The sequence below is a fragment of the Pseudomonas sp. KCJK8993 genome, from assembly GCF_046230915.1.
In the GTDB taxonomy this organism is placed as follows: Bacteria; Pseudomonadota; Gammaproteobacteria; order Pseudomonadales; family Pseudomonadaceae; genus Aquipseudomonas; species Aquipseudomonas piscis.
Genome location: NZ_JBJJLO010000221.1, coordinates 1 through 3,038, shown reverse-complemented (window position 1 = coordinate 3,038; position 3,038 = coordinate 1). Strand labels below are relative to the sequence as shown.

Here is a 3,038-nt window from a genome sequence, read left to right as displayed (position 1 = left end):
CCCCAACGGCAAGCTGGACCGCAAGGCTTTGCCCAAGCCGGACAAGGCGCAGTCCGCCCAAGCCTATGAGGCTCCACAAAGTCTTTTGGAGCAGCAGATCGCCGCGATCTGGGCCGAGGTGCTGGGTATCGAGCAGGTGGGCCTGAACGATAACTTCTTCGAGCGTGGTGGCGATTCGATCATCTCGATCCAGGTGGTCAGCCGGGCCCGGGCGGCCGGGATCCACTTCACCCCCAAGGCGCTGTTCCAGCACCAGACTGTGCGTAGCCTGGCGCGGGTGGCCCAGTTGCAGGCCGTGCAGGTGATCGACCAGGGGCCGGTGCAGGGCGAGACACCATTGCTGCCTTTCCAGCAGCTGTTTTTCGCCATGGACCTGCCGGATCGGCATCACTGGAACCAGTCCTTGCTGTTGACGCCGCGCCAACCGGTGCGCGCGGACCTGCTGGAAGCGGCACTCCAGGCGCTGGTGGTGCATCACGATGTGCTGCGCCTGAGCTTCAACCCGCAGGCCGACGGCTGGAAGGCCCGGCATGACGCTGTGGCCACGACCTTGCTCTGGCAGGCCCGCCTGGAGACTGCCGATGAGCTGCAAGAGCTGTGCGAACGCGCCCAGCGCAGCCTCGATCTGCAACAGGGCCGGTTGTTGCGGGCGGTGCTGGCTGAGTTGCCCGATGGCAGCCAGCGTCTGTTGCTGGTCATGCACCACCTGGTGGTGGATGGCGTTTCCTGGCGGATCTTCCTTGAAGATTTGCAGAACCTTTATCAGCAGTCGGTCGAGGGGCGACAGCAGCGGTTGCCGGCCAAGACGTCGGCGTTCAAGACCTGGGCCGAGCGCCTGCAAGCCCATGCCCGCAGCGCCGCGATGCACCAGGAACAAGACTACTGGCAACAACAGTTGCAGGGCGTGAGCGCCGAATTGCCGTGCCGCGATCCCCAGGGCGCTCGTCCGGGACGACTGGCCCGGACCCTGGTCAGCCAGCTCGATGCGCAGCGTACCCGGCAACTGCTGCAGCAGGCGCCCACGGCCTATCGGACGCAGATCAACGACCTGCTGCTGACGGCCCTGGCCCGGGTGATCTGCCGCTGGACCGGCCATGCCTCCAGCCTGGTCCAGCTCGAGGGCCACGGCCGCGAAGAGCTGTTCGATGACCTGGACCTGACACGCACCCTGGGTTGGTTCACCAGCCTGTTCCCGGTGCGCCTGACCCCGGCCGCCGACTTGGCGGGCTCGATCAAGCAGGTCAAGGAGCAGCTGCGCGCCGTGCCGAACAAGGGCCTGGGTTTCGGTGCCTTGCGCTACCTCGGGGACGAGCAGACCCGCCAGGCCTTCAGCCTGTTGCCGGTGCCGCGCATCACCTTCAACTACCTGGGGCAGGTCGATGGCAGCTTCGACCAGCCAGGTGGCCTGTTCACCCCGGCGGCGGAAAGCACCGGCGCCGAGCAGAGCCCCGAGGCCGCGCTGGGTAACTGGCTGACCCTCAACGGCCAGGTATATGGCGGCGAGTTGCACATGAGCTGGACCTTCAGCCCGCTGATGTTCGATGAAGCGGTGATCGAACAGTTGAGCCAGGACTATGCCCGCGAACTGGCGGCCCTGGTGGAGCACTGCTGCACCCCGGGCAACGCTGGCGTCACCGCTTCGGACTTCCCCCTGGCCAGGCTGACCCAGCCCCAGCTCGAGTCCCTGCCCCTGGTGGCTAGCGACATCGAGGACATCTATGCCTTGTCGCCGATGCAGCAGGGCATGTTGTTCCATACCCTGTATGAACAGGCGGCGGGCGATTACATCAACCAGATCCGGGTCACGGTCGACAACCTGGATGTGAGCCGTTTCCGGCAGGCCTGGCAGGCCACGGTACAGGCCCAGGAAGTGCTGCGCAGCGGCTACTTCTGGCAAGGCCAGCTGGAATGGCCGTGCCAGGTGGTCTATCGCCAGGCCAGCCTGCCGATCGAAGAACTCGATTGGCGCGCCATGCCCGAGCTCGAACAAGAGTTGCAGAACCTGCAGCAAGCCCAGCGCCGCCAGGGTTTCGACCTGGCCCGGGCGCCCCTGGTTCGAGTATTGCTGGTGCGTACGGGCGAGCAGCGCCATGAGCTGATCTACACCAACCATCACATCCTCATGGACGGTTGGAGCAATTCGCGGTTGTTTGGTGAAGTATTGCAACGCTATGCCGGCGTAGCGGTGCCGGAGGCCAGTGGCCGCTATCGCGACTACATCGGCTGGTTGCAACAACGGGATGCCAAGGCGACCGAGGCCTTCTGGCGCGAGCAGTTGAGCCAGTTGCCGGCACCGACGGGCTTGGGCAGCAACCTGCCCTTGGCTGCACAGGGCCATGGCGAGTACCGCTGGGCCCTGGATGCCGAGCTGACCGGACGCCTGGAGGCTTTCGCCCGCAGCCAGAAAGTCACCCTCAACACCTTGATCCAGGCGGCCTGGCTGATCCTGCTGCAACGCCATAGCGGGCAGTCGGTGGTGACCTTCGGCGCCACCGTGGCCGGTCGCCCGGCTGAACTGGCCGGGATCGAGCAGCAAATCGGTTTGTTCATCAATACCTTGCCAGTGATTTGCGCCGTCGATGCCCAGCGTTCGGTGGCGCAGTGGCTGCAGGATGTGCAGGAGCGCAACCTGGCCCTGCGCGAACATGAACACACCGCGTTGTATGACATCCAGCGCTGGGCCAGCCAGGGTGGAGAAGCACTGTTCGACAACATCCTGGTGTTCGAGAACTACCCGGTATCCAAGGCGCTGGAGCAGGGCGGCAGCGGTATCGGCTTTGGTGTGCCCCAGGCGCACGAGCAGACCAGCTATCCCTTGACCCTGCTGGTGGACTTTGGCGCGACGCTGTCATTGCAATTCAGCTTCGCCCGGGCCAGTTTCACCGCGCAAAGCGTGGAGGCCTACGGTCGGCACCTGACCAACCTGCTGCTGGGCATGCTGGCCGACAGCACCCGGAGCCTGGGTGAGCTGCCGATGCTCGACCTTGCCGAGCGGCGCCAGGTGCTGGAGCAATGGAACGCCACCGAGCGCGACTACT

The 3,038-nt window shown here is 65.1% G+C and carries 1 protein-coding gene; it reads left to right on the top strand.

From position 1 onward, the window contains the following. Positions 1-3,038, top strand: a 3,038-nt coding sequence (locus tag ACK6AU_RS31690) for a condensation domain-containing protein (protein ID WP_409303690.1), incomplete at both ends; no start/stop codon positions are given.